Origin of the sequence: Streptomyces sp. MBT65, from assembly GCF_016612545.1 — a bacterium.
In the GTDB taxonomy this organism is placed as follows: Bacteria; Actinomycetota; Actinomycetes; order Streptomycetales; family Streptomycetaceae; genus Streptomyces.
In genome coordinates this window covers 29,720-56,130 of record NZ_JAENRY010000024.1, presented here as the reverse complement: position 1 = coordinate 56,130, position 26,411 = coordinate 29,720, and the positions used below count along the sequence as shown (strand labels likewise).

The 26,411-nt window shown below is 69.7% G+C and carries 22 protein-coding genes and 1 pseudogene; 16 read left to right on the top strand and 7 right to left on the bottom strand.

The features are described from left to right. On the bottom strand, positions 1 to 1,348 hold a 1,348-nt coding region (locus JHN63_RS08230; protein WP_200678392.1), incomplete at its 3' end, for an MFS transporter. 111 nt (positions 1,349 to 1,459) lie between these two features. On the opposite strand from JHN63_RS08230, the gene JHN63_RS08225 reads away from it, so the two are divergent. From JHN63_RS08225 to JHN63_RS08200, 6 genes are all read left to right on the top strand, one after another. After that, positions 1,460 to 2,263, top strand: a complete 804-nt coding sequence (locus JHN63_RS08225) for an SAM-dependent methyltransferase (RefSeq protein ID WP_200678390.1) — start codon at positions 1,460 to 1,462, stop codon at positions 2,261 to 2,263. Between the two features lie 225 nt (positions 2,264 to 2,488). Next, positions 2,489 to 3,502, top strand: a complete 1,014-nt coding sequence (locus tag JHN63_RS08220; RefSeq protein ID WP_200678389.1) for a substrate-binding domain-containing protein — start codon at positions 2,489 to 2,491, stop codon at positions 3,500 to 3,502. Between the two features lie 39 nt (positions 3,503 to 3,541). Beyond that, complete coding sequence (locus JHN63_RS08215) at positions 3,542 to 5,944, top strand: nitrate- and nitrite sensing domain-containing protein (RefSeq protein ID WP_200678387.1); 2,403 nt, start codon at positions 3,542 to 3,544, stop codon at positions 5,942 to 5,944. An 11-nt stretch (positions 5,945 to 5,955) separates the two neighbouring features. Further along, positions 5,956 to 6,387, top strand: coding sequence for a roadblock/LC7 domain-containing protein (locus JHN63_RS08210; protein ID WP_200678384.1), 432 nt, complete (start codon positions 5,956 to 5,958; stop codon positions 6,385 to 6,387). Between the two features lies 1 nt (position 6,388). Further along, entirely contained in the window at positions 6,389 to 6,748 is a 360-nt protein-coding gene (locus tag JHN63_RS08205; RefSeq protein ID WP_200678382.1) for a DUF742 domain-containing protein, read from the top strand. Next, a complete protein-coding gene (locus JHN63_RS08200) occupies positions 6,735 to 7,352 on the top strand; it encodes an ATP/GTP-binding protein (RefSeq protein ID WP_200678380.1) in 618 nt (205 codons plus the stop codon). Before JHN63_RS08205 ends, JHN63_RS08200 begins: the two co-directional genes overlap by 14 nt. Here JHN63_RS08200 and JHN63_RS08195 read toward each other — a convergent pair. Further along, a pseudogene (locus JHN63_RS08195) lies at positions 7,333 to 8,849 on the bottom strand (M81 family metallopeptidase). The gene JHN63_RS08200 and the pseudogene JHN63_RS08195 overlap by 20 nt on opposite strands. A 98-nt stretch (positions 8,850 to 8,947) precedes the next feature. Further along, positions 8,948 to 10,147: an ROK family transcriptional regulator gene (locus tag JHN63_RS08190; protein ID WP_200678378.1), complete on the bottom strand. Its 1,200-nt coding sequence runs from the start codon at positions 10,145 to 10,147 to the stop codon at positions 8,948 to 8,950. Positions 10,148 to 10,327: 180 nt separating this feature from the next. On the opposite strand from JHN63_RS08190, the gene JHN63_RS08185 reads away from it, so the two are divergent. The 6 genes from JHN63_RS08185 to JHN63_RS08160 all read left to right on the top strand — a co-directional run bounded on the left by JHN63_RS08185 (position 10,328) and on the right by JHN63_RS08160 (position 18,110). Next, complete coding sequence (locus tag JHN63_RS08185; RefSeq protein WP_200678376.1) at positions 10,328 to 12,085, top strand: peptide ABC transporter substrate-binding protein; 1,758 nt, start codon at positions 10,328 to 10,330, stop codon at positions 12,083 to 12,085. 3 nt (positions 12,086 to 12,088) lie between these two features. Continuing rightward, a complete protein-coding gene (locus JHN63_RS08180; protein WP_200678375.1) occupies positions 12,089 to 13,048 on the top strand; it encodes an ABC transporter permease in 960 nt (319 codons plus the stop codon). Further along, positions 13,045 to 13,947 (top strand): ABC transporter permease, encoded by a 903-nt coding sequence (locus tag JHN63_RS08175; protein WP_307781848.1) that lies wholly within the window; start codon positions 13,045 to 13,047, stop codon positions 13,945 to 13,947. The genes JHN63_RS08180 and JHN63_RS08175 overlap by 4 nt, the downstream gene beginning before the upstream one ends. Then, positions 13,944 to 15,596, top strand: a complete 1,653-nt coding sequence (locus tag JHN63_RS08170) for an ABC transporter ATP-binding protein (RefSeq protein WP_200678373.1) — start codon at positions 13,944 to 13,946, stop codon at positions 15,594 to 15,596. The genes JHN63_RS08175 and JHN63_RS08170 overlap by 4 nt, the downstream gene beginning before the upstream one ends. Continuing rightward, positions 15,593 to 16,528, top strand: coding sequence for an ROK family protein (locus tag JHN63_RS08165; RefSeq protein WP_200678371.1), 936 nt, complete (start codon positions 15,593 to 15,595; stop codon positions 16,526 to 16,528). The genes JHN63_RS08170 and JHN63_RS08165 overlap by 4 nt, the downstream gene beginning before the upstream one ends. A gap of 184 nt (positions 16,529 to 16,712) precedes the next feature. Then, a complete protein-coding gene (locus JHN63_RS08160; protein ID WP_200678369.1) occupies positions 16,713 to 18,110 on the top strand; it encodes a glycoside hydrolase family 43 protein in 1,398 nt (465 codons plus the stop codon). A gap of 69 nt (positions 18,111 to 18,179) precedes the next feature. Here JHN63_RS08160 and JHN63_RS08155 read toward each other — a convergent pair whose 3' ends face one another. Continuing rightward, positions 18,180 to 19,142, bottom strand: a complete 963-nt coding sequence (locus tag JHN63_RS08155; protein ID WP_200678367.1) for an ABC transporter substrate-binding protein — start codon at positions 19,140 to 19,142, stop codon at positions 18,180 to 18,182. A 364-nt stretch (positions 19,143 to 19,506) separates the two neighbouring features. On the opposite strand from JHN63_RS08155, the gene JHN63_RS08150 reads away from it, so the two are divergent. From JHN63_RS08150 to JHN63_RS08135, 4 genes are read left to right on the top strand one after another with little or no spacing between them, the layout of a single operon-like run. Continuing rightward, on the top strand, positions 19,507 to 22,188 hold the full coding sequence (locus JHN63_RS08150; RefSeq protein WP_200678365.1) for a sensor histidine kinase: 2,682 nt from the start codon (positions 19,507 to 19,509) through the stop codon (positions 22,186 to 22,188). Then, positions 22,185 to 22,661, top strand: coding sequence for a roadblock/LC7 domain-containing protein (locus tag JHN63_RS08145; protein ID WP_200678363.1), 477 nt, complete (start codon positions 22,185 to 22,187; stop codon positions 22,659 to 22,661). Before JHN63_RS08150 ends, JHN63_RS08145 begins: the two co-directional genes overlap by 4 nt. 36 nt (positions 22,662 to 22,697) lie before the next feature. After that, positions 22,698 to 23,153 carry a DUF742 domain-containing protein gene (locus JHN63_RS08140; protein WP_200678361.1) on the top strand — a complete coding sequence of 152 codons (456 nt, stop codon included), beginning with the start codon at positions 22,698 to 22,700 and terminating at the stop codon, positions 23,151 to 23,153. After that, positions 23,140 to 23,739 carry an ATP/GTP-binding protein gene (locus JHN63_RS08135; protein ID WP_200678359.1) on the top strand — a complete coding sequence of 200 codons (600 nt, stop codon included), beginning with the start codon at positions 23,140 to 23,142 and terminating at the stop codon, positions 23,737 to 23,739. The genes JHN63_RS08140 and JHN63_RS08135 overlap by 14 nt, the downstream gene beginning before the upstream one ends. A gap of 64 nt (positions 23,740 to 23,803) precedes the next feature. Here JHN63_RS08135 and JHN63_RS08130 read toward each other — a convergent pair whose 3' ends face one another. The 3 genes from JHN63_RS08130 to JHN63_RS08120 are packed head-to-tail and all read right to left on the bottom strand — an operon-like array spanning position 23,804 to position 26,306. After that, positions 23,804 to 24,472, bottom strand: coding sequence for an ABC transporter permease (locus tag JHN63_RS08130; protein ID WP_200678357.1), 669 nt, complete (start codon positions 24,470 to 24,472; stop codon positions 23,804 to 23,806). Further along, the gene (locus tag JHN63_RS08125; RefSeq protein ID WP_200678356.1) at positions 24,469 to 25,179 is read right to left on the bottom strand and encodes an ABC transporter permease; all 711 of its coding nucleotides are present in this window, start codon (positions 25,177 to 25,179) and stop codon (positions 24,469 to 24,471) included. Before JHN63_RS08125 ends, JHN63_RS08130 begins: the two co-directional genes overlap by 4 nt. Further along, complete coding sequence (locus JHN63_RS08120; RefSeq protein ID WP_200678355.1) at positions 25,176 to 26,306, bottom strand: ABC transporter ATP-binding protein; 1,131 nt, start codon at positions 26,304 to 26,306, stop codon at positions 25,176 to 25,178. Before JHN63_RS08120 ends, JHN63_RS08125 begins: the two co-directional genes overlap by 4 nt. Positions 26,307 to 26,411: the final 105 nt, after the last annotated feature.

Sequence of the window (26,411 nt, the reverse complement as noted above, 5' to 3'; positions counted from 1 at the left end):
CCCCAACCGTGGCGCCAGCCCCCGCCCCCGCGTTCGCCAGATACACGCTCCCGAGGACCGCGACCCCCAAGGTCGCCCCCAGCTGCTGGACGGCGTTCAGCAACCCCGCCGCCGAGCCCAACTCCTGGGCCCGGAGCGGCTTGAGCGCGTGGGTGAAGAACGCCGGGGTGAAGAGACCGGCGCCGAGCCCGACCACCGCGAGCGCGGGGAGCAGCAGGACCGGGTAGGCGCCGGGGACCACGCGGGCGTAGACGAGGATCGCGCCCAGCATTCCGGTCAGCAGGACGCCGAGGCCGGCGAGCATCACCCGTTGCCCGTACCGGCGTACGAGATGTGCGCCCGCCGCCCAGGACGAGACGGCGAGGCCGACCGACCAGGGGGCCAGGGTCAGGCCTGCCTTCAACACCCCGACACCCAGGCCGAGTTGGAGTTGCAGTACCACGACCGTCATGAGGCCGGTCGTCACCGCGAAGAAGGTCGTGGAGGCGACGAGGGCGGCGGGGAAGCCGGGGCGGGCGAACAGGCTCGGTTCCACCAGCGGGCTGCGTCCGGTCGCGGCCACCCGGCGCTGGTGCAGTGCGAAGCCGGCGAGGATCAGCAGGCCCGAGGTCACCGCAGCCCAACTCCGCCCGGACAGCCGGGAGATGTCAGCCCCGATCAGCGGAAGGACCAGAAGTCCGGTGCCGGTCATGGCCAGCAGGGTGCCGGTGAGGTCGAGCGTCGGGCGCTTCGGGGCGCGGTTCTCCGGCAGCCGGGGGGACAGCGCGAGGACGACCAGGGCGAGCGGGACATTGACCAGGAACACCGCGCGCCAGGAGGAGTCGAACAGATCGGCGTGCGTGAGGACACCGCCGAGCACCGGGCCGCAGACCGCGGCGAGACCCATCACGGGGCCGATGCTGCCCAGCGCCCTCGACATCTCCTCGCCGCTGAACATCGCCTTGATCAACCCGATGGTCTGTGGGATCACCAGGGCCGCGGACGCTCCCTGGACGGCGCGGAACCCGATCAGGAACCCCACATCCGGGGCCAGCGCGCAGGCGAGGGACGCGAGGGTGAATCCGGTGACGCCCAGCACGAACAGCCGTCGCCTGCCCGCGATGTCGCCGAGTCGGCCGCCGGTGATCAGCAGTACCGCGAACGGCAGGGTGTAGGCGGTGGTGAACCACTGGACGTCGGACACCGATCCGCCCAGCTCGGCGTGGATCGCGGGCGCGGCCACCTGCACGACCGTCGCGTCGAGCAGGTTCATCGCCTCCGCGAGGAGCAGGGCGACGAGTGCCGACCATCGCCGTGGGTAGGACCCCGCGGGGGTCGTCGACCGTGAGTGTGCGCTGAGTTGACTCATGACCGAAGCGTGGAATCGCGAGGACGCCCCTTCCAGCCGGAGGTCCGGGATCGAGGATTTCTTCCATCGGCGACACCCGTGACCGCGAAATCTCACTCAGGGAGCCCCGTCTTGCCCGATCACAGCCGCGTCGACACCACCACCGCCCACTCCGCCCGGATCTACGACTACATCCTGGGCGGTACGGACCACTACCCCGCCGACCGGGAGGCCGGTGACGCGATGATCCGCGAGTGGCCCGCCATGCCGGTGCACATGCGGGCCAACCGCGACTTCATGAACCGGGCCGTGCGGTATCTCGCCGGCGAGGCGGGCATACGGCAGTTCCTCGACATCGGCTCCGGCATCCCGACCTCGCCGAACATCCACGAGATCGCGCAGGCGACGGCAGCGGACGCGCGCGTGGTCTACGTGGACAACGACCCGCTCGTACTCGCCCTGTCCCAGGGCCTGTTGGACAGCACGCCCGAGGGCCGGACCGCGTACGTCGAGGCCGACATGCTGGACCCGGCGGCGATCCTGCGCGCGCCGGAGTTCCGCGGGACGCTCGACGCCGGTGAACCGGTCGCGCTGACGGTGATCGCGATCGTGCACTTCGTGCTGGACGCGGACGACGCCGTGGGCATCGTCCGCCGGCTCCTCGAACCCCTGCCCTCCGGCAGCTACTTGGCGATGTCCATCGGCACGGCCGAGTTCGCGCCGGACGAGGTGGGCCGGGTCGCCCGTGAGTACGCGGCCCGCGGGATGCCGATGCGTCTGCGGACGTATCCGGAGGCCGAGGAGTTCTTCGAGGGGCTCGAACTCGTCGGGCCCGGTATCGTCCAGGTGCACAAGTGGCGACCGGACGGGACGGACACCGAACCGATCAGGGACGCGGACATCGCGATGTACGGTGCGGTGGCCCGGAAGCCGTAACCACCGATTCTCCCGCGCTTCACCCCATCAACTTCCGTACGACGTCGAGATGATCACAATGCGGCAGCAACAACTCACTCCATGTCGCTGCTCACTTGACTACCAGCGGTCACACACGATTTGCTCCGAGCCAACGGGAGACTCCCGGCCGGCGTACCTCATACGGCCCCGGGCGAACTCTCCCCGTCCTCAGGCTCGGCCGCACAGCGAGGTGCCGCACCCCCCATGACCACTCCTCCCGCATCTCAAGCCCCCGTCCGTCTCATACGCGGCACGGCGCTCACCCTCGCCGTGGCGGGCTCCCTGCTGCTCTCCGGCTGCTCCGGGACCGGGGGTTCCGACTCCGGTACGGACACGGCCGGTGCCGCCGGAAAGGCTCGGCTCAAGATCGCGCTGGTCACCCACGCGAGCAAGGGCGACGCCTTCTGGCTGCTGGTGCAGAAGGGCGCCGAGGCCGCCGCGGCGAAGGACGGCGTCGAGCTGACGTACGCGAGCGACGCCGATGCCACGGGACAGGCGGAGCTGGTGCGGGACGCGATCCGGGACGGGGTCGACGGCATCGCGCTGACGCTCGCCAAACCGGACGCGATGAAGGCGCCGATCGCGCAGGCCAAGGCCTCGGACATTCCGGTGGTCGGCCTCAACTCCGGTATCGACTCCTGGCAGTCGGACGGCATCCTGGAGTTCTTCGGGCAGGACGAGAGTGTCGCGGGCCGCGCCGTCGGCGAGAAACTGGACGCCTTCAAGGCCAAGCACGCGCTGTGCGTGATCCACGAGCGGGGCAATGTGGCCCTGGAGGCGCGCTGCGCGGGCGTGAAGAAGACGTTCACCGGCGAGACCGACAACCTCTATGTGGACGGCACCGACATGGACGCCGTGTCCGCGGGGGTCACGGACCGGCTGAAGCAGGACCCCAGCATCGACGAAGTGGTCATGCTGGGCGCCGATTTCGCCCTGGCGGCGGTCAAGTCCGTGAAGGCGGCGGGCAGCAGTGCCAAGGTCGCGACCTTCGACCTCAACCAGGACCTGGTCAAGGCCGTGCAGAGCGGGGCCGTACAGTTCGCGGTCGATCAACAGCCGTATCTCCAGGGCTATCTGGCCGTGGACTCGTTGTGGCTGTACAAGACCAACGGCAACATCAGTGGCGGCGGGGTGGCTCCCGTGCTCACCGGTCCGGCGTTCGTGACGAAGACGAACGTCGGCGCGGTCGCGAAGTTCGCGGCCAACGGAACGCGCTGACCGGACACTTCGTACGAGGATGTAGCGAGGACGACCACGATGTCTCCACGGACAGGTGCCCGGCGCCGCGTCGGTTCCATACGTCTTTCCCTGATCCTGCTCGCCCTGGTCCCCAGCATCACGCTGGCCGCCATGTGGGGCCTGACGACGAGCCAGATGTTCACGGAGGGGCTACGGCTGCGCTCGCAGACGGAGTTGAGCAGGTCGACCGGCGCCATGGGCACCGAGGCCGCGCTCGCGCTCCAGAAGGAGCGCAGTCTCTCGGCGGCGTGGATGGCGGATCCACACGGCTCGCAGGCCGCGTTGGACGCCCAGCGCGCGGCGACGGACAAGGCGGTGGCCCAACTCGTGGCCCAGTCCGGCGCGATCAAGGAGGCGCCCACCCGTATCCGGGACCGGATGTACTCGGTCGTCGCGTCGGTGGACAGCCTGGAGTACTACCGCAGCCAGGTGGACAAGCCCACCGACATCACGCCCCAGCAGGTGCTGGACCAGTACACCTCGATCATCGACGACCAGATCCAGGCCTTCCAGCAGCTGTCCCAGGTCGACGACGGCGACCTCACCTCGCAGGCCGAACCGCTGGTCGCGCTGGAGCACGGAGCGGAGCTGGTCTCGCAGGAGGACGCGCAGTTGACGCTGGCGTGGCCCTCCGGACACGTCGACAACGCGGCGTGGGAGCAGTTCGCCGAGCTGGTGCACGCCCGGCGCTGGCTGGTCGAGGACCAGATCGCCACCGGGTTCCAGGGCGCCACCAAGACGCGGATCGAGCACATCCTGCAGAGCGTCGAGTGGAGCACCCTGGAGTCCACGGAGGACGCGGTGCTCACGGCCGGTACGGCGGGCAAGGCGGTGCCGGACAACGGCACGGCAGGCAAGATCATCCTGCCCGACGAGCAGAAGCAGTGGAACGCGGCACTGTCCCAAGTCGCCGAAGAGTACGAGTCGTTGATCAGGCAGCAGACGTCCGGACTCCTCGACCGCAGCTCAGACAAGGCGCACAACCTGCTCGTCACGGCCGCCTCTCTGAGCGCGGGCGGACTCGGCGCGCTGCTGCTGTGCGTCGTCATGTCCTGGCGGATCACCCGCTCCCTGTCCCGCCGGCTGCGCGGCCTGAAGATGGCCACCCTGAGCCTCGCCGAGGACCGACTGCCGGACGTGGTCGCCCGGTTGAACCGGGGCGAGAAGATCGACGTGGAGTCGGCGACCCCGCCGTTGGACTACGGCAACGACGAACTCGGCCAGGTGGCCCAGGCGTTCAACACCGCACAGCGCACCGCCGTGCACACCGCGGTCGAACTCGCCGACACCCGGCGGGGTTTCCAGAAGGTCATCCTCGGCATCGCCCGGCAGAGCCAGAACCTGGTCAACCTCCAGCTCACCAAGCTCGACCAGCTGGAGCGCCGGCACGACGACCCCGAGGTGCTGCGCGGCCTGTACGAACTGGACTCCACCGCAAGCCAGTTGCGCCGCTACGAGGAGAACCTCGTCGTCATCAGCGGTGAGCAGCCGCGCCGCAGCTGGACCGAGCCGGTCGCGCTGATCGACATCCTGCGCAGCGCCGTCGGCGAGGTCGCCGAGTACCAGCGGGTGGAGGTGCACACCGAGGAGGAGGTGTGCCTGGCGCCGCCCGCGGTCGCGGACGTGATCCACCTGCTGGCCGAACTGATCGACAACGCGACCGTGTACTCCCCCGCGCCCAGTCCCGTCGGGGTGCGGGCCGCGATGGTCGCCAAGGGCCTCGTGATCGAGGTCGAGGACCGCGGGCTCGGCATGTCCGAGGAGGACTACGCCTCGCTCAACGAACAGCTCGCGGTGGCCCCGCAGTTCGACGTGGTCGCCCTCGCCGACGACCTGCGGCTGGGCATGTTCGTGATCGCCCGGCTCGCCGTCCGGCACGGGATCGCGGTGACCCTGCGCTCCTCGCCGTACGGCGGGACGACCGCGATCGTGCTGATCCCGCACGACATCGTCGTACCCGAGGCACCCGAGGCACCCGAGGAGTCGGCTCGGGGCGCCGCGCGAGTATCCGATGCCGAGGCCGTCGTAGCGGAAAAGGCGGAGAAGGCGGCGGTCCCGGCGTCAACCGCCTTGGCCGATCGGACAGTTGACGCGCCGAGTCCCGCGCCCAAGGCCCGGCCCGTCGTCCCGCCGGCGCGGTCGCCCGAGTCCGAGTCGGTCACCGCCGGGCTCGGCGGGCTGACCCCGTTGCCTCGGCGGGTGCCGCAGACCAGTCTGGCCAGTGAGTTGCGGGAGGAGGCCGCCCCGGTCGAGGAGGACCTGGAGCTGGAAGACTTCACCGCGGAACGCGCGGCATCCTCGCTGGCCGGGTTCCAGCGTGGCACGTTCCGGGCGCGGGACACCATCGACGACGACGCGCCGACGCAGTACGACCGGGAGGAAGCAGCAGCCTCCCCCAATCCGCCCGCCGATCGCTCATGAAGGACTCCGCCATGACACGACCCGTCCCCGCCACGCACACCCAGCTCGACCAGTTGCTCACCGGACTCGTGGACCGGGTGGCCGAGGTGAACCAGGCCGTCGTGCTGTCCGAGGACGGCCTGGTCGTCAGCAAGTCCACCGGGTTCCTGCGCGACGACGCCGAGCGGCTCGCGGCCACCGCGTCCGGGCTGATGAGCCTCAGCAAGGGGGTCAGCATGGACTTCCGGGGCGGTCCGGTGCGCCAGGCGCTGATCGAGATGGCGAACAGCTATCTGATCCTCACCTCGGCGGGCCCCGGCGCGCATCTGGTGGTCCTGACCGGTCCGGGCGCGGACGTCGGGGTCGTGGCCTACCAGATGAACATGCTGGTGAAGAAGATAGGCGAGCATCTCAGCGCCGCGCCGCGGGCCGGCGTCGGCCCCGCGGCCGGCGCCGGCGAGTGAGGTGAGCGGTGGCGACGCGGCGGGGCGGCTCGTACGGCCGTTCACGCTGACCGGTGGCAGAACCCGGCCCAGCCGCGCCGATTTCACCCTCATCACCACGGTGACCGCGGTCGATCCGGCGCCCGCGCGGGCGCCCCGCCCGCAGCCGGAGCAGTCCCGCATCCTGCGGCTGTGCGCCGAGCCGCTGGCGGTGGCGGAGGTCGCGGCCCTTGTCGACCTTCCGGTGAGCGTGGTGGTGATCATGCTCTGCGATCTGCTGGAGGCGGGGATGATCACGGCCCGTCCGCCGCACCCGGTCTCCCGTACCAGCCCGGACATGGACCTGCTGCAGAAAGTGAGGGAGGGCCTTGACCGGCTCTGACACCATCGCTCCGGCACCCGCGCCACCCGAGACGGTCAAGATCCTGATCGCGGGGGGCTTCGGCGTCGGCAAGACCACCATGGTCGGTGCGGTCAGCGAGATCGCGCCGCTGCGCACCGAGGAACCGCTGACCGTGGCGGGCCTCGCCGTCGACGACCTCGACGGCATCGAGGAGAAACGGGCCACCACTGTGGCCCTGGACTTCGGCCGGATCACCATCGGCCAGGACCTGGTGCTGTATTTGTTCGGCACCCCGGGCCAGCAGCGTTTCTGGTTCATGTGGAACGACCTGGCGCTCGGCGCGCTCGGCGCGGTCGTCCTGATCGACGTCCGCCGCCCGAAGTCCAGCTTCGCGGCCGTCGACTTCTTCGAACGCCGGGGCATCCCGTTCGTGGTGGGCGTGAACGGCTTCTACGGCGAACACCCCTACCCCGCGGAGGCGGTGCGCGAGGCGCTGGCCCTCCCGGAGGACGTCCGGGTGCTGCTGTGCGACGCGCGGGAGCGCGACTCGTGCCGGAACGTACTGATCGCGCTGCTGGACCAGTTGATCGAGGCGGCCATCGAGGACGGCGGGGGCGGCAAGCTCACTCGTCCGCCCCGGTGAGCGGCTCGTCCGAGGAGTTGACGATCCGGGCCGTGAGATCCGGATCGGGCATGGCGTGGTCGAAGGGGAACATCGGCCGCCGGATGCGGTGATGGCCGAGCCGGACCAGGTCCTGGTCGACCCCGCCCGGGGTGAGGGCCATCTTCCAGTCGGCGGCCATGGCGAAGAGCTCGGGTTCGAGATAACCGATCTTGACGAGCACGAGATCGGCGGAGCGCGGGTCCAACTCCAGGTCCGTGAAGTCGTGTTCGTGGTGGTACGGCTTCCGCAGCCGGGTGAGGATCACATACACGCTGCCGACCCTGAGGACCACTTCGGTCTCCGCGTCCCGGTCGCCGCGCCGGACCGAGTGGACGACACCGGTGAGGGTGAGCGGGGGCGCGTGCCGGTCGTCGACCTCCGCCCCCGCCGTGACGGTCACGGTGGCGCCGACACCCGCGCGCTCCGGGCGTTCCGGACCGCTACGGCGGCCGGTCCCGGCAGTGACGCGTAGATGACCGTCGGGCCGTCCTGGTCCTTGAACTCCGGGCGTTCCAGGACCTGTTGGAGGCCCCAGGTGACGTCTCCCGCACCGCCGGCGGTCGGGTTGTCGCCGGTGTCGCTGATGAAGTACGGGCGGGCGGTGGAGGCGAGGGCCTCGTCCAGGCACTCGGTCAGAGTCCCGGTCGGCGCGACGAACGCGAAGTCGTGCCGGGCCTCCCAGAAGCCGCGCGCCAACTGTTCGGCGCCTGCAGTGACTTGGGCGGCGGACGGGCCGGTGACGACGACCGCGGCCCGGTTGCGGGGCTCGTCGGCCCACGCGTAGCCGACCCAGATCGCGGCGTCCGTGACCCCGTCTTTCGCTTCCACGTCCTCTACGGCCGCGTAGACGCTCCTCGCCGGTTCGATACGGGTGGAGGTCTGCTCCCCCGCGAGGAGTACCGGTACCGGGATCCAGGCCTTCACCGGGCGGGGGGCGCCGCTCGCCAGGAGGTCGACGAGGTTGCGGGCGGCGCGTTCCTTGGTGTCCATGGCGTCCTCGTGCGGGGCCATGCGGTAGCAGGTGATCAGGTCGGAGGCGTGGACCAGTTCACGGGAGACGTTGCCGTGGAGGTCCATGGAGGTCGACACGAGTGTGTGGGGGCCGATGGTTTCCCGGATGCGGGCGAGGAGGTGGGCCTCCGCGTCGTCCAGGCCCTCGACTGTCATCGCGCCGTGGATGTCGTACCAGAGGCCGTCGAGGGGGCCCAATTCCCTTAGCCGGTCGATGAGTTCGTCGGAGAGTCGAGTGAACGCGGCTGCCGTGACCGTGCCGCCCGGGAGGGCCTTGCCCACGAGGGCGCCTTGCCAGTCGGCGGCTTCCCTGAGCGGGGTGCCGGGGGCCAGGAAGGGGTAGCGGGTGAGGACTTCGGGGCCGCGTTGGGGGTGGAAGGCGGGGGCTTCGGTGCGGGCCGGGGAGAACGTCGAGGATTCGATGCCCAGGCCTGCGATGGCGATGGTGGGGCGGGATGAAGGCACGGGAGCTCCAGGTTGTGTGGTGGGTGCGGGTTGGTCGGAGCCGGCCGCGTCCACGCGGCGGAGCCGCACATGGACACAGCCCGGCGCCCCTGAAGGACCTAGCGCGTCGCCGGTCTGTCCGTGACCGTCTGCAATGCCTGCGCCAAGGCCTGTTGCAGGGCGAACTGGCCCGCGCCCACCAGGCCCGCGTCCGCGCCCAGGCTCGCTCGGTCGATCACCAGGTGTTCGGTCACCAGGGGGTGGCAGCCCTCGTAGAGCTGGCTGCGGACTGCCGCGACGAAGGGTTCCAGGGTGGAGAGGATGCCGCCCAGATACACGGCGTCCGGGTTGAAGAAGTTGACGTTGGCGGCGAGGACCTGGCCGAGGTAGCGGCCGGCCTGGCGGACCGCTCGGGTTGCCTCGGGGTGGGCGTCGGTGGCGAGGCGTACGACGTCCTCCGTGGTCGTCACGTCGAGGCCGTGGCCGCGCAGGATGCGGACGAGGGCGGCGCCGGAGGCGACCGTCTCCAGGCAGCCGGTGTTGCCGCAGGAGCAGGGGGTGTCCTGGGCGGCCTCGACGCGGACGTGGGTGATCTCGCCGGCGGCGCCGGTGCCGCCGCGGTAGAGGCGGCCGTCGGCGATGACTCCGGCGCCGATCCCGGTACCCACCTTGACCATGATCGACTGGCGTCGTTCGGCGGGCTGGACGGTGTGTTCGCCGACGGCCATGCAGTTGGCGTCGTTCTCGACGGCGGCCGGTACCTCGAAGCGTTCGGCGAGCCAGTCGCGGATGGGGAACCTGTTCCAGCCCGGCATCCGGGCGGGCAGCGTGACGATCCCGGAGGCGATGTCGACCGGGCCGGGCAGGCACAGCCCCACGCCCCGCAGGCGGTCCCGCCCGTGCCGGTCGGCGAGCGCGGTGAGCGTCTCGGCGAGGCCGGGCAGCGCCGCCTCCGGGCCGTCCGCCGTGGCGAAGGGCACGGTCGACACGTCGGTGAGTCCACCGCCGGGGAGCACGACCCCCACGTGTGCGTGTTTGCCGCCGAGTTCGGCCGCGACCGCGAAGCCGTCGCTGCCGCCCAGCCGCAGCACCTTGCGCGGCCTGCCGCCGGTCGAGGAGCGCGTGCCGTGCTCGGCGACCAGGCCCAGGGACACCAGTTGGCCCACGGCGAGGGAGATCGTCGAGGGCGCGGCGCCGAGCAGTTCGGCGAGTTCGGTGCGGGTGGCTGCCTGCCCGGAGGCGAGGAGTTCGAGGACGTGCTCGGCCTGTGAGGAGACGCCCGAGGTGCTCTTGCGGCGGTGCGCACTTTTTTCAGGCATGAAGGAAGTTACTTCCGGATCGACGAACGAGGCGATGAGCGTAAGTCACCCGGACGCCCTGTGCGCTTTTTTCAGAACGGCAGTAACAGGCTTTTTACAGCGCCACGCCTGTTTCTTCGACCACAGGGGTCGTTGACTGTCCTCACCCCCGCCTCCGCCCCTCTTTTTCCGAGGAGAACCATGTCCCCTGTCCGCAAGAGACTCCTCGCCGGTGCCTCCCTGACCACGGCCTCGCTGCTGCTCGCGGGCTGCTCCGGGTCGAGCGGTACGTCGTCCTCCGGGTCCCACGACTCGATCGACTACGCGCTGCCCGCGAACTTCACCCCGAACTGGATCCTGCCGATCGGCACCGCGGCCCACCTCAACACCAACAACATCTCCATCGCGAACGCGCTGTGGGAGCCGCTGATCGCCTACGACGGCTCGACCGGGGCCATGGGCTGGAACAAGAAGGGCTCGGTGGCGACCGCCGCCGACTTCGCGGCCGACAACAAGAGCGTCACGATCACGCTCGGCGAGCGGCAGTGGAGCGACGGGAAGCCGATCACCTCCGCCGACGTGAAGTTCTGGTTCGACCTCATCAAGGCGAACAAGGCGCAGTGGGCGGGCTACAACCCGGGCAAGGCGCCCGACAACTGGACGTCCTTCAAGACCGTGGACAGCCGCCACTTCACGATCACCTTCGACAAGGCGTACAACCCGCAGTGGATGCTGGCCAACGAGTTGAGCCAGATCAACCCGCTCCCCCAGCACACGTGGGACAAGGCCGGGGACGCCAAGCAGGACTGGACGTACCTCAACAACGCGGCGAAGAACATCGGCGGTTACGCGACGAACGCCCTGTGGAAGACGGTCAGCGGCCCGTACACCGTGAAGTCCTTCTCCACGGCCGGCAAGGTCGTCCTGGCGGCCAACGCGAAGTACGACGGCGGCGAGAAGGCCGGCATCCCCACCGTGAACCTCCTGCCGTTCACGACGGCGGACGCGGAGAAGAACGCGCTGCGCTCGGGGAGCGTCGACTACGGCTACATCGAGGCCACCGACCTCGACCAGAAGGACAGTTTCACCGCGCAGGGCTACTCCGTGAAGCCGTGGTCGGGCTGGGCGATCACCTACATGCCGTACAACTTCAACAACCCTGCCATGGGTGCCGTGTTCAAGCAGCTCTACGCCCGGCAGGCCGTCCAGCGGTCCATCGACCAGAGCGGTCTGTCGAAGGTCATCTTCAACGGGACGGCGGTGCCCGGGTACGGGCCGATTCCGCAGGCGCAGAGCTCGTCGTTCCTGTCGGCGACGCAGAAGAGCGACCCGTATCCGTTCTCGACCTCGGCCGCCAAGTCCCTTCTCACCGGGCATGGTTGGACCGAGCAGGGCGGGGTCATGACCTGCACCAGCCCCGGCACCGGGGCCGCCCAGTGCGGTGAAGGGGTCGCCAAGGGGACGAAGTTCCAGATGCAGGTGCTGTCACAGTCCGGCTCGACGGTGACCGACAACATGATGAGCGCGATCCAGTCCTCGCTCGCGAAGACCGGCATCAAATTCTCCATCAAGACCGCGCCGGTCAACTCCGTGCTGTCGCAGACCCCGCAGTGCACGGCCGCGCAGTCGATCTGCAAGTGGCAGCTGTCCTACTTCGGTACGGCGGGCAGTTGGTACTTCCCGGCCTTCCCGACGGGTGACTCGCTCTTCCAGACGAAGGGCGGCGCGAACTTCGGCAACTACTCCAACGCCGACGTCGACAAGCTCATCTCCGCGTCCACGACGTCGAGTTCGACCCAGGCCGTCCAGGACTACAGCGCGGCCCTCGCCAAGGATCTGCCGGTGATCTGGCTGCCCGAGCCGGACTACCAGATCTCCGTCGTCAAGAACGGCCTCGGCGGCTTCTCCCAGGACCCGCTCGCCAACTTCCACCCGGCGCAGTGGAAGTGGACCAGCTGAGGCATGGACACCCTCCTGTATCTGACCCGGCGGATCGCGCAGGCGCTGGTCGTGATCCTCATCGTGACGGTCGTGGTGTTCGGTCTGCTGCACGCGCTGCCCGGGGGTCCCGCGCGCGGGATCCTCGGCCCGCAGGCCACACCCCAGCAGATCACGCTCTTCAACCACGACCAGGGGCTCGATCGGCCGCTGCCCGTGCAGTACCTGTACTACCTGCGGCAGTTGGCGCACGGGGACCTCGGCACGTCGTACTCCCTGAACGAGGCGGTGTCGCAGCTCATCGAGCAACGGCTGCCGAAGACACTGGTGTTGACCGTGTTGTCGGCGGTGGTCGGGCTGCTGCTCGCCCTGCCGCTGGGCATGTGGCAGGCGGTACGGCGGAACAAGCCGGCCGACTACGTCATCACGACGCTGAGCTTCGTGGCGTACTCGACTCCCGTGTACTTCCTGGGACTTGTGCTGGTGCTGGTGTTCACACAGGTCGTGCGGTGGTTTCCGTCGCAGGCACCGCAGGGGGACACGGTGGCTCAAGTCTTCGCCGATCCGGTCGCCTTGGTGCTGCCGGTGGTGACCGGGGCGGCCTCCATGGTGGCCGTGTTCAGTCGGTACATGCGGGCGGCGACCTTGGAGAACCTCTCCGAGGACTATGTGCGGACCGCTCGCGCGGGGGGTTCCCGGCAGGGGGCGATCCTCTTCAAGCACGTGTTCCGGAACTCGTTGACGCCGGTGATCGCGATGCTGGGGTACTACGTGCCGGTGCTGTTCGGGGGTGCGTTGGTTGTCGAGCAGCTCTTCAACTACCCGGGGATGGGGCTGTTGTTCTGGAGTGCGGCCCAGTCGTCGGACTATCCGGTGTTGCTGGGGTGCGTGCTTGTCATTTCCGTGGCGACTGTGGTGGGGACGCTGCTCGCCGATGTCGTCCAGCGGATCGTGGATCCTCGCGTGAAGGGGGCCATGACGTGAGCGTTCAGAGTGCGGGTCGGCGGGGGCCGGCCGCGCCCCGCGGCGGAGCCGCACATCGAAACAGCCCCGCGTCCCTGAGAGCGCGCTTCGCGCGCAACAAGCTGGCCGTCGCCGGGCTCCTAGTAGTTGCTCTCTTCTTTCTGTTTTGCTTCCTCGGGCCCTTCCTCTACTCCACCGACCAGACCCATACCGATCTCACGCAGGTCAACCTCGGCCCCAGCGGCTCCCATTGGCTCGGTACCGACGCCGTTGGGCATGACGAGCTGGGGCGGCTCATGTACGGCGGGAAGGTGTCGTTGCTCGTCGGATTGGCGGCCGGTGTCCTTGCCACCGTCATCGGGACGCTCTGGGGGTCGATCGCCGGGTATGCCTGTGGGTGGGTCGACGCCGTGATGATGCGGGTCGTGGATGCCGGGATCGCGATTCCCGCGCTGTTCATCCTGCTGGTCGTGTCCGCCATCACCTCGCCGGGTGTGCCGGGGCTGATCGTCATTCTGGGGCTGGTGTCCTGGCTCGTGCCCTCGCGGCTGGTGCGGGCGGAGACGTTGACCTTGAAGCGGCGGGACTATGTGCTGACGCTGCGGGCCATCGGCGGTACCCACACCCGGGCCATCGTGCGGCACATCCTGCCCAACTCGGTGTCGACGATCGTCGTCGCGGCCACCTTCCAGGTCGCCGACGCGATTCTGCTCGTCGCCTATGTGTCCTATCTGGGGCTGGGAGTTCAGCCGCCGGCGACCGACTGGGGCGGCATGCTCTCGGCCGGTCTGACGGCCGCCTACTCGGGACGCTGGTGGCTGATCGTTCCACCGGGCCTCGCGATCATCCTCGTCGTGTGCGCGTTCAACGCGATCGGCGACGGGCTGCGCGACGCCTTCGACGTGAAGGGACGCGGATGAACGACATCCTGGAGATGGAGAACCTGGACGTCACCTTCTCCACCGAGAGTGGTGATGTGCCCGCCGTGCGCGGGGTTTCGCTGCGGGTCGCGCCCGGGGAGACGCTGGCGCTTGTCGGAGAGTCCGGGTCGGGGAAGTCGACCGTGGCCCTCGCCGCGCTCGGGCTGTTGCCCGGCAACGCCCGTGCGTCCGGGGGTGTTTCGGTCGCCGGTACGGATGTGGTCGGCGCCGGTGAGGCCGAACTCGCGCGGCTGCGTGGGCGTACGGCCTCCATGGTCTTTCAGGAGCCGGCCACCGCTCTTGATCCGCTGACCCGAATCGGCAGGCAGATAGCGGAAGTCGTACGGAATCACCGGGACGTGTCGCGGCGGGAGGCGGCCGCCGAAGCCGTCGCGTTGTTGCGCCGGGTCGGGATTCCTGACCCCGAGCGGCGGGCCTCCGCCTTTCCGTTCCAGTTGTCGGGTGGGCAGCGGCAGCGGGTCGTCATCGCCATGGCCATCGCCAACTCCCCCGGACTGCTGGTCGCGGACGAGCCGACCACCGCCCTCGATGTCACCGTGCAGGCGGAAATACTCGATCTGCTGCGGGCGTTGGCCGTCGACTCGGGGACCGGCGTGCTGCTGGTCACGCACAACATGGGGGTCGTCGCCGATTTCGCCGACCGGGTCGCCGTGATGCTGGAGGGGGAGATCGTGGAGACGGGGGCGGTGGAGGACGTGCTGTTGCGGCCCACGCACGAGTACACGCGGCGGTTGTTGGCCGCTGTGCCTCGGCTCGCCGTGACCGGGAGCGGGAGTGGCGCGGGCCCGGAGGTCGAGGGGGCTCCCGTCGTCGAACTACGGGATGTGAGCGTGAAGTTCGGGCGCGGGCCCCGTGCGGTGCGAGCGCTGGAGGACGTGTCGCTGACCGTGCGGGCCGGGGAGACCGTGGGGCTCGTCGGTGAGTCCGGGTCGGGGAAGTCGACCGCCGCGCGGGTGGCTCTGGGGCTGGTCGCGCCGGAGTCGGGGACCGTCTCGCTCTTCGGGGCCGATCTGCGCGGGGCGCGGGGGCGGGCCCGGCGGGCGCTGTTGGCCGGGGTCGGTGTGGTGTTGCAGGATCCGGTGGCCTCGCTGGACGCGCGGATGAGTGTCGCGGAGTGTGTGGCCGAGCCCTTGCGGGTGCACCGGCGTGACATGCGGGCCGCCGAGCGGCGGGAGCGGGTCGCCGAGGTGCTCGAACTGGTGCGGCTGCCCAGGGAGTTGGCGCGGCGCGGGCCGCGTGAACTGTCCGGTGGGCAGCGGCAGCGGGTGAGTCTCGCCCGGGCGTTGGTGCTCGAACCCCGGCTGCTGGTCGCGGACGAGCCGACGAGCGCGCTGGACGTGAGCGTGCAGCAGACCGTGCTGGAAGTGATCGCCGAGTTGCAGGAAGAGCTCGGGTTCGCCTGTCTCTTCGTGTCGCACGACCTGGCCGTGGTGCAGCGGTTCGCCGGGCGCGTGGTCGTGATGCGGGGCGGGCGGGTCGAGGAACAGGGGCCGACCATGCGGACGTTGCTGCGTCCGGAGAGCGCGTACACGCGACGGCTCATCGCCGCCGTACCCGTGCCCGATCCGGTGCTCCAGCGGGAGCGCAGGGAACACCGGTTGGCGTCGGGGACGGGGGCCGACGCGTGAGCGAGGCTCCCCAGGTGATCGTCGGCGTCGACATCGGCGGGACGACCACCCAGGTCGTGCTGTGCACGGCCGAACTCGACGTCCTGGACCGGGCCGAGGTGCCGACACCGGCGAGCGAGGGCGGCGCGGCCATGCTCGCCGCCGCGCTCTCGGCGCTACGGCTGCTGCTGGACCGTACGCCCGCCCGGGTGCTCGGGGTCGGGGTCGGTGCGGCCGGACTCGTGGACGTGCGGGCCGGGCGGATCCTCGTGGCGAGCGACTCGTTCCGGGACTGGGCCGGGTTCGAGGTGACGGCCGCCGTCCAACAGGCCCTGGGGGTACCGGCGTTCCTCGACAACGACGTGAACGCGTTTCTGCGCGGGGAGGTGGCGCGGGGCGCCGTCTTGGGTGAGGAGAACGTGCTCGGGATGACGCTCGGCACCGGGGTGGGTGGCGCGCTGTGGCTGAATGGCGCCCTGTACGACGGGCCGCGCGGGGCGGCGGGCGAGATCGGTCATGTGCCGGGGTTCGGCGAGCTGCCGTGCACATGCGGCGGTCGGGGGCATCTGGAGACGCTGGCGTCGGGGCGGTCGGTCGCGGCGCGGTACGAGGAGCGGACGGGGCGCGTCCTCACGGCCCGTGAGGTCGCCGGGGCGGCCCGGCGGGGGGATGAGGACGCGCGGGCCGTATACGCGGCGCTGGGGCGCGGTGTGGCCCGTGCGCTGCTGATCACGGCGGGGCTGCTGGATGTCACGACGTGTGTGATCGGCGGGGGTGTCAGCAGGTCGTGGGGGCTCGTCGAGTCGGCGGTGCGGGAGACCCTGGCGCTGGAGCCGCCGGTGAGCGGCCATCCGGTGCGGGTGCTGCCGGCCCTGCTGGGCGGTGACGCGGTGGCGATCGGGGCGGCGGCCCGGGCGCGGGCGGAGCTGCTGATCCACACCGGAGGATCGTGACGCACGCCGGAGGCTCGCGCATCCACACAGGGGGCTCGTAGCGGACGCCTACGTGAACGACGAGAACCGGCCAAGCACGACCGTGTGATTGACGCGCACACGCCCCATCTCTACCTTCTGATCGACTTACCGAACTCCGTTCGTGATATCGAACACTGGGCCGCTCGTCACCCCTGGAGAACACATGGCCGTCCCTCCCCTCCCCCACCTCTCCCGCCGGAGCTTCCTCGGCGCGGCCGCGACCGTCCCCCTCGCGGCCACCGGCGCGCTCACGCTGGGCGCCGGGAGCGCGCACGCCGCGACCGACTCGGCTTATGTCATGTGCTACTTCACCGAGTCGCCGACGTTCCTCGGCGCCAACTACGGTCTGCACCTTGCCGTCAGCCTCGACGGCCTGCGATGGACCCCGCTGAACCAGAACGCGCCCGTCGCCACCCCCACCGCGGGCTCCCTGGGCCTGCGCGACCCGTTCATCCTGCGCAAGCAGGACGGCACGTTCGTGGTCCTCGCGACCGACCTCAACGGCACCGACTGGTCGTACGTCAGCCAGTACATCCACGTCTGGGACTCCACCGACCTGCGCACCTTCACCGGCTACCGGCGGATGAAGGTGCACGACCTGGACACCCACGCCTGGGCGCCGGAGTCGTACTGGGACGCGGGGCGCGGGCAGTACGGGGTGATCTACTCGGCCGTCAACGACAGCGGCCACAACGTCATCATGGTCAACTACACGAGCGACTTCGTGACCGCCGGCGATCCGCAGGTGTTCTTCGACCCCGGCTACGACGTGATCGACGGCGACCTCGCCGTGGGCGTGAACGGGGTCAACTACCTCTACTTCAAGAAGAGTTCGACGCTGGTCGGCGCGAAGTCCACGTCCCTGGACCCGGGCAGCTTCACCGAGTTCAGCACGGCGGTCTCGCACAACGGCACCGAGGCGCCGACCCTGGTCAAGTCCCTTGCGTCGAGCGGGACTTGGTACCTCTGGGGTGACACCTGGGACCCGAACGGCGTCTTCTACGCCTGGCAGACCAGCAGCCTCGCCGCCGGCACCTGGACGGCAGTGGACCAGAAGCTCTACACACAGCCGCTCAACTCCAAGCACTGCGGCATCCAGCCGATCACCGCGACCGAGTACACCAACCTGATCGCCAAGTGGGGCACTCCGGCCTGGAACCGGCTCAAGTCCTACAACTATCCGGCCCGTTACGTCCGCCACTCCAACTTCGTCGGACGGATCGACGCGTACGCCTTCGACCCGTACACCGACTCGCAGTGGACGCTGGTGCCGGGCCTCGCGGACAGCGCCGGGGTGTCCTTCCAGTCGGTCAACTACCCGACCCGGTACCTGCGGCACTACGACTACGCGCTCCAACTCGACGTGAACGACGGCACGTCGACGTTCGCCGGGGACGCCACGTTCTACCGGACCGCCGGCCTCGCGGACTCCACCTGGGCGTCCTTCCGGTCCTACAACAACCCGACGCGCTACATCCGGCACTCCAACTACGTGCTGCGCATCGACCCGATCTCGACCGCGACGGAACAGCAGGACGCGACGTTCTCCGTCGGGTACTAGACCCGTCCGGGCACGCCGACGCGGGTGCCTCCCGGAGAAGCGGAGGCACCCGCGTCATCGGGGGCGGACCTAGTCCAGGCCGGCCGACTTCAGCCAGGCCTTCGCCACGTCCAGCGGGTCCTTGTTCTGCGAGCCCACCTGGGTGTCGAGGTCCAGCAGGGTCGCCGTGTCGAGCTTCGCGGAGACCGCGTTGAGGGCGGCCACGCCGGCGGCGGAGAGGCCGCTCTTGTAGACCAGGGGCTGCACGTTCTCGAACCCGAAGAGCCGCTTCGGGTCCTGGAGCGTGACGTGCTTCTCCTTGGCGATGGTCGGGTCCGTGCTGAAGAGGTCGGCCGCCTGCACGGTGTTCTTCTTCAGCGCGGCCGCGGTCAGCGGGCCGCCCGCGTCCAGCGCCTTGAAGGACTTGAACTCCAGGCCGTAGACGGACTTCAGGCCGACCAGGCCCTGCTGCCGGGTCTGGAACTCCGGCGAGGCGCCGATGACCAGGTCCTTGGCGATGGACTTGAGGTCCGCGATGCTCGACTCGGACGTGAGGTTGTACTTCTTCGCGGTCTCGGCGTTGAGCGTGACCGTGTCCTTGTCCTCGGCGGCGGCCGGGTCGAGGAGCGTCAGCTTGGTGTCGAGCTTGGCGTCGATCGCGGCCGTGGTCGCGGCGAGGGTCGCCGGGGTGGCCTTCGGGTCGAGGTAGGCCAGCAGCGCGCCGTTGTACTCGGGCAGCACGGTGATGGTGCCGTTCTTGAGCAGGCCGTAGGTCGTCTCACGGCTGCCGATGTTCGGCTTGTAAGTGACCTTGACGCCCTTGGCCTTGAGCGCCTCGCCGTAGATGTCGGCGATCAGGATGCTCTCGGCGAAGTTGTTGGAGCCGACGACGACGGTGTCGCCGCTGGCCTTGTCGCCCGAGAGCGGGTTGTCGGACTTGCTGTCGGAGGACGAACCACATCCCGTGACAAGCGCAGCCGTCGCGGCGAGCGCGAGGGCGGCCGCGCCGGGGTACCTAGTACTTGACCAGCTGTTCTTCGCTTTTGAAGTCACAATTCCCGTTCCGGGCTCGGATGTTGGCACAGACGTGCAGGCATGGCTGTGGCGTCCACGCGCGGGGCGTGAATTCCGCACTCCGCTGATCCAATCCAGCCGGTTCTCGGTCAGTCAAGAGAAGTCTGGTCACCGATTGGCCTCAATGGGTGCCCAGTTGTGAAGGCAACGTAAACAGACCGGTCACGAACACGGGCGCTTTGTAATTGATTCTTGACGTAGGGCGACGCACTTGATCGTTCGAAGAGGCGGTAGTCTCCCCGGAGTTGGCGTCGGTCACAGCGGTGTGCGGGGGCCGCTTCGATCAAAAACAGTCACGTGTGTCGCTGCGCGTACCGTGACAACACCCCACGAAGGAGGCCTGGTGTCCATACGGGGCTTCGCAGACCGTTGGCCCTTCAGGCGCAAGCTCAATCTGCTCGTCGGCGTACCGCTCGCGGTGGTCGCTGTGCTGCTGGCGTATCTCATCGCCGATGAGATCGGGCAGTCGACGGACGCGAGCGACGCGGCCCAACTGGTGCGGGACAGCGGGCAGGTCGCCGAGCTGGTGAACCTCGTGGAGGCGGAGCACCAGCAGGCCATCCTGCTCTCCGTCCGCTTCGAGGCCACCAACGACGGTGGCACGCCCTCGCAGAGCGCGTACCGCAGGGCCCAGTCGGCCGTGGACGCGCAGGTCGAGAAGGTGCGCGACACCTTCGGCGACCGGCTGCCGAGCAGCGAGGCCCAGGCGCTGAAGGAGATCAACGGCCTGGAGACGCTGCGCGACACCGTCGAGCAGAGCTATCTGCCCGCCGACAACATCGACCCGGCGTACACCAGCGCCTCCGACGGTCTGATCGACGGGCTCGACCTCGAGCACAACGCGAACCTCGCCACCACCTTCACCGGCAACCTGCTGGACTCCGTGCTGCGGGCCGATGCCGCCCACAGCTCGTTCGAGACCAGCGTGTTCTCGGCGACGACCGGTGACAGCAACGCGCTCATCGAGTTCAACAACGCGGTCGGCTCCTACGAGCTGTACACCTACCAGGCCGCCCGGTTCGCCCGGTTCGCCACCGAGGAGCAGGCCGACCAGCTCGCCGGGATCGAGCACACCCCCGCGCAGCGGCTGATCGCCGAGGCCTACGCGGAGCTGCAGATCGACCCGAGCGGACTTCAGGCGGAGACGCCCGGCGCCGTCCGCAAGGCCTTCGCGGACGCCATGAGCGACTACCCCGCCTATCCGCAGCAGGCCGCGGGCCGGCTGAAGATCACCACCTCGCTCATCAGCCAGATCGCCACCCGCGCCGACAGCGCTTCCAGCTCCGCCTCCTGGCGCGCCGGACTGCTGCTGAGCCTGTCGCTGCTCGGCTTCCTGCTGTGGCTCGCGTTCGTGGTGATCGTGCGCCGCTCGGTGGTCCGCCCGGTGCAGGCCCTGACCGGCGCGGCCAAGCAGGTCGCCGAGGTCGCGGGCCGGGAACTCGCCCGCGTGGCCGACGACGACGCCGAGGACGACGGGCCGCCGCTGCTGCGCGACATGCCGGTCACCGCGAAGGACGAGATCGGTGACCTCGCCGAGGCCTTCAACCATGTGCAGACCACGGCCGCCGCGCTGCTCGCCCGTCAGGTGGTCAGCCGGCGCAACGTCGCCGAGATGTTCGGCAACGTCGGCCGCCGCGTCAGCAACCTGACGACCCGTCAACTCGCCCTGATCGACGCGGTGGAGCGCGGCGAGACCGACCCCGCGCTCCTCGAACGCCTCTACTCCATCGACCACATCGCCGTCCGTCTGCGCCGCAACGCGGACAGCCTGATGCTGCTCGCCGGCATCCGCGAGACCGTGCTGGACGGCGGACCCACCGAACTCACCAACGTCGTACGGGCAGCGCTCGGCCAGATCGAGGGCTTCCAGCGGGTGGGCCTGCGGGCCGACACCGAGGTCATGGTGGAGCCCGACATCATCGGCGACCTCACACTGATGGTGGCCGAACTCCTGGAGAACGCGGTCTCGTTCTCGCCCGCGGGCAGCCCCGTCGAGGTGGTCGTACGGACCGACGGCGACGATGCGCTGATCGTGATCGCCGACCACGGACTCGGGATGAGCGCCGAGCGCATCGCCGAGGAGAACGCCCGCCTCATCCGCCGCGAGCGTCTCGACCTGGTGCCGACGAAGGTGCTGGGCCTGTTCGTGGTCGGTACGCTCGCCCGCCGCTGGGACATCGACGTCACCCTCGCCCGCACCCCGGGCGGCGGTGTGACGTCCGAGATCACGATCCCGGCGACGCTGCTGCTGCGCATGAGCGCGCTGTCCTCGGGCGGTTCGGCGGGCGGGTTCGCGGGGTTGGAGTCGGGCACGGGGTCGGGGTCGAGCAAGGCGCTGGGGTCCGCGGGCTCCGTCCCGGAGCAGCGTCCGGCACCGTCCTGGGCCACCTCGGACTCCGGGTACGCCGGGACCGACTCCGGGCGACCTGCTGTCGGCGCGGGCTACGGCTCGTCGGGCTACGGCTCCTCCGGCCACGGTGCCGACTCCGCGTACGCCGACTCCGGCTCGCGGCCCTCCGTCGACGCCCAGCCCGCACGACCGGCCACCGCCGCCGGTGCTTCCGCGGGACGCGACTCCGGGTACGCCGACTCCGGTCCGCGGCCCTCCGTCGCCGCCGAACCCGTGCGGGAGCACACCTGGGCCGACGATCAGCCCGCCCCGCTGCCGCGCCGGGTCTCCCGGTACGAGACGGAGCCGGCGGTCGTCGTGGCGGAGCCCGCCGCCGTCACCCACCACGCCCCGGCGGACGAGTCCGCCGCCCCCGACGACGCCGGAGGCTCCCGGCCGCTGCGTCGGCGGGTCCGGGGTGCCACCCTTCGTACGGGCGCCGACGCCGCCGCCCAAAAAGCCGCCCGGCAGGCCCCCCGGCCCGCCGACGCGGACGCCGTCCGCTCGGCCCTCGAAGAGTTCGAGGCCGCCGTGGAGCAGGCGAATCGCGACAGCGACACCCTCACGGGGCTGCGCGCCACGGACGCGAACCACCCGCACGACCAGAACCACCTCCCGAAAGGAGCGGAGCAGTGAGTACGTCGACAGGTGAAACTCCCAGGGGAGGCACCACGCCGGCCGAACTGCAGGCAGCGGCAGCCGATTTCAACTGGCTGCTCAACCGTTTCGCGACGGAGACCGCGGGTGTCGTCGACGCCATCGCGGTGTCCTCCGACGGTCTGCTGATCGCCGTGGCGGAACTGCGCGAGAAGGCCCACTCCGAGCGGCTCGCGGCCATCGTCTCCGGTATCACCAGCCTGGCCGCCGGTGCCTCCGGCAACTACGGCCTCGGCGCCCTGAACAAGGTCATCATCGATCTGGAGGGCGGCCATGTCCTCGTCTCCGCGATCGGCAGCGGCGCCGTCCTCGGCGTCGTCACCGACAAGGAGGCCAAGCTCGGCAACATCGCCTACGAGATGACGCTGTTCGCCAACCGTGCCGGTTCCGCGCTCAACCCCCAGCTGGTGCTCCAGCTGAAGAACAGCGTCGGCGTCATTTCGGCTCGGTGACCGGTCCCCGACCGGTCGAGAGAGGAACAGCCACTCATGCCCGACGGCCGCACTCCGAACGGTGCCGGCGCGGACGGGGCCACACCCCCGGATCGCGATCCGGTGCGCACGCCCTCAGCCGTACGGCCGTTCCTGGTGACGGCCGGCCGGGTCGCGGGTGCGGGAGCCACCGCTTCCGGGCGGCCGATCCCCGTCGAGACCCAGGTGGTGGCCACGGCCGCCGGGCTCGCGGTGCTCGACCGGCTCTCCTTCGAGCAGCACGACATCGTCGCCGCCTGCCGGCAGCCGCAGTCCCTCGCGGAGATCGCGGCCCGGCTGCGGCTGCATCTGAACGTGGTGCGGGTCCTCGCCGAGGACCTGCGCTCCGCCGGGCAGTTGACGGTGCATGTGCCCAATACCGACATCACCCATGACGCAACCGTCCTGCGAAGGGTCATCGATGGCCTCCGCGCCATCCCCAACTCCCGGGGAGTACTCCGTGACACCGACTGAACCGGTCGCCCCCGGTGCGGCTGCGCAGACCGTCGTACGACCGCCGCTGCCGGTCAAGATGGTCGTCGCGGGCGGCTTCGGCGTGGGCAAGACCACCACCGTGGGCGCGATCTCCGAGATCGAGCCGCTGACCACCGAGGCCGCCATCACCGAGGTCGCGGCGGGTGTGGACGACCTCTCGCTCACCCCGCGCAAGACCACCACCACGGTCGCCATGGACTTCGGCTGCATCACCATCGACCCGACGTTGAAGCTGTATCTGTTCGGTACGCCCGGGCAGGACCGCTTCGGCTTCATGTGGGACGACATCGTGGAGGGTGCGGTCGGCGGTCTCGTCATCGTCGACACCCGCCGGCTCGACGACTGCTACGCGGCCGTCGACTACTTCGAGCACCGGCAGATCCCGTTCGCGGTCGCCCTCAACGCCTTCGACGGCAAGATCGAGCACGACATCGACGAGGTCCGCTGGGCGCTGGACGTCAACGAGCGGGTCCCGGTCATCGCGTTCGACGCGCGGGAGCGGGGTTCGGTGCGGGACGCGCTGCTGGTCGTACTGGAGTTGGCGCTGGCGCGCACGGAGAACTAGCCGCGAGCACGAGGAGAGGGGGAGGGCTTTCGGGCCCTCCCCCTCTTTCCGCTTACGGCCGGGCTCAGTTGCTCCTGCGTACCCCGGGGGACACCGCAAGCCGTGCGATGCCCCAGAAGACCGCCAGGGTCACGAGGGCCATGCCGGCGACCAGGGTGGCGCCGCCGACGACCTTTTCGTAATTCCTCTGGTAGAGGCCGTCGATGATGTAGCGGCCGAGGCCGCCGAGGCTGACGTAAGCCGCGATGGTGGCCGTGGAGACGATCTGGATGGCCGCCGAGCGCAGACCGCTGAGGATCAGCGGGAGCGCGACCGGGAGCTCCACCTGGAACAGGACGTTCACCTCGTTCATCCCCATGCCCCGGGCCGCGTCGACCGGCGTCGGATCGACAGAACGCATCGCCTCGTACGTGGTGACCAGGATCGGCGGCACGGCGAGGATGACCAGCGGGATCATCACCGGGACCAGGCCGAAGCCGATCAGCACGAACATCAGCACCAGCAGACCGAAGCTGGGCAGTGCTCGGGCGGCGGTGGCGATGAGCGAGAGGGTGTTGCCGCCACGGCCGGTGTGGCCCGTCAGCAGGCCGATCGGGAGGCCGATGGCGGCGGCGATGGCGAGCGCGATCAGCGAGTACTGGACGTGCTCGCGCAGCCGGGTCGGGATGCCGTCGTAGCCGTGCCAGTGGGTGTTGTCGCTGAAGAACAGGTTGATGTAGTGGAGTACGTTCACCGGGCTGCGTCCTCCAGTGCGAGTTCGGCCGGTTCCGGCCGGTCCTCGGCGGGGCGGGCCTTGCGGGTGCCTCGCGGCATCCAGGGCGTGAGGAGCAGTCGTACGCCGACCAGGACGGCGTCCACGACGATGGCGAGGACGGCCGTGGTGATCACGGAGAGCCAGATCAGGCGGGGTTGGTGGTAGATCTGGCCGTCGTTGAGCAGGTTGCCCAGCGCGCCCTGGTTGCCGATCAGCATGCCGACGCTGACGAGGGAGATGCTGGAGACGGTGGCCACCCGTAGGCCGGCGATGATCGCGGGCACGGCGATCGGCAACTGCACCTGGAGATAGCGGCGGATGGGCCCCAGGCCCAACGCGGTGGCCGCGTCCAGGGTCTCCTGGGGCACCGAGCGGACGCCGTCGACGATCGCCGGGACGAACACCACGAGGCTGTAGACGCCGAGCGGGATCATCACGGTGGTCTCGGTCTGGCCGGTGTAGTCGATGAGGACGACGAAGAACGCCAGCGAGGGAATCGCGTAGAGGACGGTCGTCACCCACAGCACCGGCGGGTACAACCAGCGCAGCCGCACGCACAGTTGGGCGATGGGCAGCGCGACCACCAGACCGACGAGGACCGGGATCACGGCCTCGCGCAGATGCAGCCCGATCAGACCGAGGTAGCTGTTCTGGAGGTCGCTCGGGATGCGGAACCAGTCGTTCATCCGAGGACCTTCGTGTTGCCGAGGCCCGCCGCGTGCGCACTGCGGATCGCCTCGCCCACCGCGGTCTGCGACACGACTCCGACCACGCGCCCGGTGCCGTCCACGCCGACCGCCCATCCGGTGGGCGACAGCACCGCGCCGTCGAGCGCGGCCCGCAGCGAGTCCTTGCCGGCCTCGAACGGGCGGCCGTAGGAGAGGAGTTGGGCCGTGTCGACACCGCCGGCGGTGAGTGCGCCGACCTCGCTCCAGCCCAGCGGCCTGCCGTCCAGGTCGGTGACGAGGAGGTAGGGCACGCCGGGGGTCGTGCGTTCGGCGATCTGCTCGGCGGTGGAGTCGACGGCGATGATCGGGGAGGTCTTGAGGTCGAGGCCCGCGGAGGAGAAGAAGGAGAGCCGGCGGATGCCCCGGTCGGCGCCTAGGAAGTCCTCGACGAAGTCGTCCGCCGGGTCGGACAACAGCTCGGCGGGCGGGGCGAACTGGGCGAGCTTGCCGCCGGTGCGCAGCACCGCGACCATCGTGCCGAGCTTGATGGCCTCGTCGATGTCATGGGTGACGAAGACGATGGTCTTGCCCAACTCACCCTGGAGCCGCAGGAGTTCGTCCTGGAGACCCTTACGGACCACGGGGTCGACGGCGGAGAAGGGCTCGTCCATGAGGAGGACGGGCGGGTCGGCGGCGAGCGCGCGGGCGACGCCGACGCGCTGCTGCTGACCGCCGGAGAGCTGGTACGGGTACCGCTTGGCGAGGGCGGCGTCGAGGCCCACCCGCTCCATGAGTTCGGTGGCCCGCGCCCTGGCCTTCTCCTTGCCCCAGCCGAGCATGCGCGGCACGGTCGCGATGTTGTCGACGATCGTGCGGTGCTGGAAGAGCCCGGCGTTCTGGATGACGTAACCCATCGACCGGCGCAGCGTGTTGACCGGCTGCTTGGTGATGTCCGCGCCGTCCAGGGAGATCGTGCCCTCGCTGAGGTCGATCATCCGGTTGATCATGCGCAGGGTGGTCGTCTTGCCGCAGCCGGAGGGGCCGACGAGGACGGTGATCGATCGGTCCGGTATGTCCAGGGACAGTCGGTCGACCGCCACCGTGCCGTCCGGGTACCGCTTGGTGACTGAATCTATCCGTATCAAAACGCCGAATACCCTTCGGATGTGGCAGAAACTGCCCGTTCCTGACCGCTTTCTCAGGCCGTTGAGGGAAGAGTCTAGACGGCTTGTGTTGCGGGAACTTGGCGG